The organism is Rhizobacter sp., assembly GCF_031412075.1.
GTDB lineage: Bacteria > Pseudomonadota > Gammaproteobacteria > Burkholderiales > Burkholderiaceae_C > Rhizobacter.
On record NZ_JANOCG010000099.1, the window covers coordinates 1 to 6965 of the forward strand.

The following is a 6965-nucleotide window of genomic DNA, read 5'->3' on the forward strand; positions in this document are numbered from 1 at the left end:
ATCGGCAAGGACGACAAACGCTACGGCTCGGTCGAACCCGGCCTGGGTGTCGACGGTGCCAACTACCTGGCCTCGCTCAACGTGGCCATGGTCGGCGCCGACACCTGGGGGCTGGAGGTGCTGCCCTTCGAAAACGCCAAGCACGTGTTCAACGTGCACCAGATCCTGCTGGCGATCAACGGCATCTACATCCTGGAGAACGTCAACGCCGAAGAGGCCGTGAAAGACGGCGTCTACGAAGGCCTGTTCACGCTCGGCCCCTCGCGCGTGACCGGCGCGGTGCAGGCGATCATCAACCCGATCTTCGTGTACTGAGCCAACCGTGGCGCGCAGGGGCCTGCGCGCCCGGTGCGCGTCAGCGGAACTGCATCGAGTTCAGGCCGAAGATGCCGATCAGGCCCACGGCGATCAAGTAGATCGCCACGATGTAGTTCAGGAGCTTGGGCATGACGAGGATCAGGATGCCGGCGATCAGCGAAATCAACGGGGTCAGGCTCAATTGGATGTTCATGGGGTGGGGTCTCGAGTGGATGCAACGGCCCATCGTAAGCGAGCTCCCGACCGTCACGGCCGATGGCGCATACTGCCCCATCGTCACCACACCGCTCGCCATGGCCGCAACCAAGACTTTCCGGCACCAGGACTACGAGCTGATCTGCAGCGCCAAGGTCATCGACAGCGGCAAATTCGTGCCCACGCTCGTCGTCTCCAAACAGGTCTGGCCGACCCGCCCCCGCGTCATTGCGGTGCAGAAGGCCGATTACGAAAGCGAAGAAGTTGCGATCGATGCCGCGTACACACAAGGCGTCGAGTGGGTTCAGAACTTCGGGTGATCTGACCCGGCTCAGCCGCTCGAGCCGCGCTCCAGCTCGAAGCGCATGAACCAGAAGCCCGGTTTTGGCTGCGCGTGGTGCAGCGCTCCCAGGCGGGTATAGAAGCCCGGCCCGTCGGTACCGAAATACACCCGCTCGAAGCCCAGTCGGCGTGCATGCCCCAACAGGGCCATGACCAGAGCCGAGCCGATGCCCTGCCCTCGCCAGGCTGGCGCCACCACCATGCCGGCCAACCAGGGGTGCCACTCGGGGTGGTCCTCATCGTCGTTGTCGACCAGGTTGATGGCCCCCACCAGTTGCCCGCCGTGCAGCGCGATCAGCGAGAGCGGCAGCTTGTCGGCACGGTCGGCCATTGCCAGCCGCGCCGCCATGCGCTCGGCACTGGCGCCCGGCACCTCGAGCCAGAACTCGTGGTGGATCAATGCCGCGGTCGCCGCCCGGTGCGCGGGCGCCTCGAACAGATGAAGGATGGTGGGGCTCATGGGGTGATAGCGTTGAACGGGCATTGATAACATAAACTTGACCGTCAATACATAAATAGATAAACTTTATGTTATGTCCAAAGCATCTGCCGCACTGAGCCAGATGCCACCCTCCACGGTGGCTGCGTTGCAGCAACTCGGCGCCGACCTGGCTGTTGCCCGCTTGCGCCGCAAGGAATCGCTCAAAACCTGGGCCAAGCGCATTGGTGTCAGCGTACCCACCCTGCTGCGCCTCGAGGCGGGTGAACCTGGCGTGAGCCTCGGGGTGCTGGCCACCGCGTTGTGGCTGGTGGGACGTGACGGCGCACTGGCCACCCTGGCCACCCCGCGAGAAGACCGCGGTGCGCTCGAGCTCGACGTGCGTGAGGCCGAGACCCTGGGCCGCGAGCGCGTGCGCGCCACGGCGCAGGCCAAGCTGGCACGCGCCACCAAACAACGCACGCCACCCCCATGAGGCACGACCAGCTGCACCTTTGGTGGCTCACTGAACCGGCGTCGCCGCGCCATGTAGGCACGCTCCGGCTGGTCGATGCCGGCAAGGGTGTGTCGCTCCAGTACGACCGCGAATGGCTGAACCACGGCTTGCCGCTCAGCGAAGACCTGCCGCTGGTCGACATCGAACATCTCCCGCGCTGGAAGGGCCTGGCCGCCGGCGCCGTCGACGATGCGCGGCCCGACCGCTGGGGCGAGCGCGTCATCCAGTACATCGACAAACCGGCGCGCCTGTCGATCATGGAGTACCTCTACTGCGCAGGCGACGACCGCTTCGGTGCGCTCGGCGTGTCGACCTCGGCCGAGGCGTACACCCCGCGCGCCAGGAACCCGCTGCCGCGCCTGGTGCAGGCCCAGGCGCTCAGTGAAGTGGTGCACAAGGTCAGCGCCAAGGAGCCCGTCAACCACATCGAGCGCACGCTGATCTCGGCCGGTGGCAGCTTTGGCGGTGCCAAGCCGAAGGCCCTCATCGAGATCGACGGCGAGCAGTGGGTCATCAAGTTCTTCAACAACGAGCCGATCGACGTGCCGCTGATCGAGCACGCGTCGATGACGCTCGCTGAGAAGGCCGGCATCACGGTGGCGCCAACGCGCGTGGTGCCGCTGGCCGGCGAGAACGCGTTGGCCGTGCGGCGATATGACCGCCGCGGCGCTTCAAGAATCCACTGCATCTCGGCCGGCACCGCGCTGCGCGCTGAAACCATCGGCGGGCAGGAGCCCCTGCTGGGCTACCCGAGCCTGGCCCAGCTGCTGCGCCGGGTGGGTGTGGCCGAGGGCGACGCCAACCTGCTCGACATGCAGGAGCTGTTTCGCCGCATGGTGTTCAACATCCTCATCGACAACACCGACGACCACGAGAAGAACCACGCGCTGATGGTGCTGGCCCCCTCGCAGCAGGGCAAGTACCGGCTGGCACCGGCCTACGACGTGCTGCCCACCAACTCGGGCCAGGGTTATCAGGAGTTCATTGTCGGCACGGATCAGCGGGACTCGACGCTGCCCAATGCGATGTCGCAATGCGCCCTCTTCGGCTACACGGCGGCGCAGGCGGCCGAGCAGGTGGCGCGTGTCATTGATGTGGTGAACGGGTGGCGTGAGCACTTCGCGGCTTGCGGTGTCACGGGCTCGGATCTGGCGAGCCTGGCGGAGCGGATTGATGGGGAGCCCCTGCTCGCGCAGCGACAGAGCTTCAAGGCTGCGGATCACTCGGCCCCGACACGTTCAGCGCGAGGCAAGGGTGCCTTTGGGCGCTAGGGTGTCCTAGAACGCCACGGTTCAATAGTGCGGCGGCAACTCGTCGCGCAAGCTGCGAACAACCTCGCTGTCACCCGCACTGCCTTGCTCGCGAAGCCGCGCCACTTCGGCCAGCAGAAGATCGATGTGCTGCTGCTGACGGGCCACGATCTGGTTCAGATGGTCGACCAGGTCTTCGGTGAAACTCGCCTTGACCTCCAGGTCGGTCAGGCGCTTTTCCACATCGCTGGGCTGCGTCATTCCGCGATCAAACGTCGATGTTCGCCGCCCGCAAGGCGTTGGCTTCAATGAACTCGCGCCGTGGCTCCACTTCGTCACCCATCAGCATGGTGAACACACGGTCGGCTTCGATGGCGTCGTCGATCTGCACGCGCAGCAGGCGGCGCACGGTCGGGTCCATGGTCGTCTCCCACAGCTGCGAGGGGTTCATTTCGCCCAGGCCCTTGTAGCGTTGGCGGCCCACGGCGGCCTCTGCTTGCTGGATCAGCCAGGCCATGGCCTGGCGGAAGTCGCCGACCTTGGCTTCTTTCTGCTTTTCGCCCTCGCCGCGCTTGACCACCGCCTCGGCGCTCACCAAACCACGGAACGTGCGGCCTGCCTCACTCAGAGCCCCGTAGTCGGCGCCGTGCACGAAGTCGGCGGTGATCACGCTGCTCTTCACATTGCCGTGGTGCATGCGGCTGATGCGCAAGATGTGCTTGTCGGTGCGCTCGTCGAACTCGGCCGTGACTTCGGCGTTGTGCAGCACACCCTTCAATCCGAGCGCCGAAGTTTCGGCGGCCTCCAGCGTGTCGAGGTCAAGCGCCATGCCGTTGGCCATGGCACGCAGCGCTTCGACGTCCATCCACTTGCTCAGGCGGCTGACGACGTTGTTGGCCAGCACGTATTGGCGTGCCAGCGTGTCGAGCGTTTCGCCTTGCAGCACCGCACCGGCCACGCCGGTTTCAAGCTTGGCGTCTTTGAGGGCCACCTTGAGCAGGTAGGCGTCGAGCTCGGTGCCGTCTTTCAGATACTGCTCTTCCTTGCCGAGCTTGACCTTGTAGAGGGGCGGCTGCGCGATGTAGATGTGACCACGCTCGACAATCTCGGGCATCTGCCGATAGAAGAAGGTCAGCAGCAGGGTGCGGATGTGCGCGCCGTCCACGTCGGCATCGGTCATGATGATGATGCGGTGGTAGCGCAGCTTGTCGGGGTTGAACTCTTCCTTGCCGATGCTGGTACCAAGCGCAGTGATCAGCGTGAGGATTTCATTGCTGGTGAGCAGGCGCTCGAAACGCGCTCGCTCCACGTTCAGGATCTTGCCGCGCAGTGGCAGGATCGCCTGGAACTTGCGGTCGCGCCCTTGTTTGGCCGAGCCACCGGCGGAGTCGCCCTCGACGATGTAGATCTCGCACATCGCCGGGTCTTTCTCTTGGCAGTCGGCCAGCTTGCCCGGTAGGCCCATGCCGTCGAGCACACCCTTGCGGCGTGTCATTTCGCGCGCCTTGCGTGCGGCTTCGCGGGCACGTGAGGCGTCGACGATCTTGCCGCAGATGATCTTGGCGTCGACCGGGTTCTCGAGCAGGTAGTCGGTGAGCGCCTTGCTCACCACGTCTTCGACCGGGCCGCGCACTTCGCTGCTGACCAGCTTGTCCTTGGTCTGGCTGGAGAACTTCGGCTCGGGCACCTTCACGCTCAACACGCAGCACAAGCCCTCGCGCATGTCGTCGCCGGTGACTTCGACCTTGGCCTTCTTGGCGAAGTCGTTGTCGTCGATGTACTTGTTGATGACGCGTGTCATCGCAGCGCGCAAGCCCGTCAGATGGGTGCCACCGTCACGTTGGGGAATATTGTTGGTGAAACAGAGAACGTTTTCGCTGTAGCCGTCGTTCCACTGCATCGCCACGTCGGCGGTGATGGTCGTACCCTGGTCGCTCATCTTCTCGCCCATGGCGCCGAAGATGTTGGGGTGCAAGGCCTTCTTGCCGGTGTTGATGAACTCGACAAAACCTTTGACACCACCCGCATAGGCGAAAGTGTCTTCGCGGTTGTTGCGCTCGTCCACCAGACGGATCTTCACGCCGTTGTTCAGGAAGCTCAGCTCGCGCAGCTTCTTGCTCAGGATGTCGTAGTGGAAGTCGATGTTGGAGAAGATCTCCAGGTCGGGCAGGAAGTGAACCTCAGTGCCACGCTTTTCGGTGTCGCCGATCACCTTCAGGGGCGAGACTTCGAAGCCGTCGCGCTGCTCGATCAGACGCTCTTGCGGAATGCCTTGTTTGAACTCCATGAAGTGCACCTTGCCATCGCGGCGTACCGTGAGGCGCAGCCACTTCGACAAACCGTTGACGCAGCTCACACCCACACCGTGCAGACCGCCCGAGACCTTGTAGCTGTTCTGGTTGAACTTGCCGCCGGCATGCAGCTCGGTCAGCGCAATCTCGGCCGCACTGCGCTTGGGCTCGTGCTTGTCGTCCATCTTCACGCCGGTCGGGATGCCGCGGCCGTTGTCGGTGACGCTGATGGAGTTGTCGCTGTGGATCGTCACCACGATGTCGTCGCAATAACCGGCCAGCGATTCGTCGATGGAGTTGTCGACCACCTCGAACACCAGGTGGTGCAAACCGGTGCCGTCGGAGGTGTCGCCGATGTACATGCCGGGGCGCTTGCGCACCGCTTCCAGGCCTTCCAGGATCTGGATGCTGCCTTCACCGTATGCCGCGCTGGAGGCGGCGTAATCGGCGGCCGTGGCGGCCTTCTTGGCTTCGTCGTCTTCGGGGAGGTTTTGCACGTCGCTCATTGCTGTTTCTGGCTCTCTGTGTGGGGGTCGCAATGGAAATTGCAGGCCCCTTCAAAAACGCTGAAGCGGGCCAGCGGCCCGCTTATGGGGAATCGATGTGTTGCGCTAGATCCGCATCGGCATCACAACGTACTTGAACCCAGCTTGCTCGGGCACGGTGATCAAGACGCTTGAGTTGGTGTCTTGGAGCTCAAGCTTGACCATCTCGACACTCATGTTGGCCAAGGCGTCCATCAGGTAGGTGACGTTGAAACCGATCTCGATGGCGTCTCCGCTGTAGTCGATCTCGAGCTCTTCCTTGGCCTCTTCCTGCTCGGCATTGCTCGACGCAATGCGCAAGGTGCCGGGCTCGATGTTGACGCGCACACCCTTGAACTTTTCGCTGGTCAGGATGGCCGCGCGCTGCAGGCTGGCCAACAAGGGCGCACGGCCGAGCGTGATGTGGTTCTTGTGGTTCTTCGGGATCACGCGGTTGTAGTCGGGGAATTTGCCTTCGACCAGCTTGGTCACGAACTCCATGCCGCTGAAGCTGAACTTGGCTTGGTTGCCGGCAAAGCGCATCTCGATCGGTGTCTCTTCATCCTTCAACAAACGTTGCAGTTCGAGCACCGTCTTGCGCGGCAGGATGACTTCTTGTTTCGGAATCTCCACATCGAGCGTGGCCTGGGCGAGCGCCAGCCGGTGACCGTCGGTTGCGACCAGCGTGAGGCTCTTACCCTCGGCGACGAACAAGATGCCGTTGAGGTAGTAGCGGATGTCGTGCACCGCCATCGCGAAGTGCACCTGGTTGATCAAAAGCTTGAGTGTCTTTTGCGGCACGCTGAACACGGGGCCGAAGTCAGCTGCTTCTTGCACCAGCGGGAAGTCATCGCTAGGCAACGTTTGCAGCGTGAAGCGGCTCTTGCCACCTTGCAGGGTGAGCTTGTTCTGGTTGGCGCTCAGCGTGACCATCTGATCGTTGGGCAGCGAGCGCAAGATGTCGATCAGCTTGCGCGCACCTACCGTGGTGCTGAAGTTGGCGGCGTCCCCATCGAGCTCGGCCAGGGTGCGAACCTGGATCTCCAGGTCGCTGGTGGTGAACTCGATCTGCGAGCCCGTCTTGCGGATCAGCACATTGGCCAGGATGGG

General features: G+C 63.3%; 9 protein-coding genes. 4 read left to right on the forward strand and 5 right to left on the reverse strand.

Features of this window, described 5'->3' with window-relative positions:
• Nucleotides 1-315 (forward strand): cyclase family protein (locus RMO40_RS03745; protein ID WP_489660102.1); only part of this gene is annotated, 315 nt, incomplete at its 5' end.
• A gap of 40 nt (nt 316-355) precedes the next feature.
• Here the strand turns inward: RMO40_RS03745 and RMO40_RS03750 are convergent.
• Complete coding sequence (locus RMO40_RS03750; RefSeq protein ID WP_309716503.1) at nt 356-511, reverse strand: DUF3096 domain-containing protein; 156 nt, start codon at nt 509-511, stop codon at nt 356-358.
• A gap of 19 nt (nt 512-530) precedes the next feature.
• On the opposite strand from RMO40_RS03750, the gene RMO40_RS03755 reads away from it, so the two are divergent.
• The gene (locus RMO40_RS03755) at nt 531-833 is read left to right on the forward strand and encodes a hypothetical protein (RefSeq protein ID WP_309716506.1); all 303 of its coding nucleotides are present in this window, start codon (nt 531-533) and stop codon (nt 831-833) included.
• Nucleotides 834-844: 11 nt separating this feature from the next.
• Here the strand turns inward: RMO40_RS03755 and RMO40_RS03760 are convergent, their stop codons facing one another.
• On the reverse strand, nt 845-1315 hold the full coding sequence (locus tag RMO40_RS03760; RefSeq protein WP_309716509.1) for a GNAT family N-acetyltransferase: 471 nt from the start codon (nt 1313-1315) through the stop codon (nt 845-847).
• Nucleotides 1316-1388: 73 nt separating this feature from the next.
• Here RMO40_RS03760 and RMO40_RS03765 point away from each other — a divergent pair, with 73 nt between their 5' ends.
• Both RMO40_RS03765 and RMO40_RS03770 read left to right on the forward strand, forming a co-directional pair.
• Complete coding sequence (locus RMO40_RS03765) at nt 1389-1769, forward strand: XRE family transcriptional regulator (RefSeq protein WP_309716512.1); 381 nt, start codon at nt 1389-1391, stop codon at nt 1767-1769.
• Nucleotides 1766-3061: a HipA domain-containing protein gene (locus RMO40_RS03770; protein WP_309716515.1), complete on the forward strand. Its 1296-nt coding sequence runs from the start codon at nt 1766-1768 to the stop codon at nt 3059-3061. Before RMO40_RS03765 ends, RMO40_RS03770 begins: the two co-directional genes overlap by 4 nt.
• Nucleotides 3062-3082: 21 nt before the next feature.
• Here RMO40_RS03770 and RMO40_RS03775 read toward each other — a convergent pair whose 3' ends face one another.
• From RMO40_RS03775 to dnaN, 3 genes are all read right to left on the reverse strand, one after another.
• Complete coding sequence (locus RMO40_RS03775) at nt 3083-3301, reverse strand: SlyX family protein (protein WP_309716519.1); 219 nt, start codon at nt 3299-3301, stop codon at nt 3083-3085.
• 7 nt (nt 3302-3308) lie between these two features.
• Entirely contained in the window at nt 3309-5837 is a 2529-nt protein-coding gene (gene gyrB / locus RMO40_RS03780; protein WP_309716522.1) for a DNA topoisomerase (ATP-hydrolyzing) subunit B, read from the reverse strand.
• 105 nt (nt 5838-5942) lie between these two features.
• Nucleotides 5943-6965, reverse strand: a 1023-nt coding sequence (dnaN, locus tag RMO40_RS03785) for a DNA polymerase III subunit beta (RefSeq protein ID WP_309716525.1), incomplete at its 5' end; no start/stop codon positions are given.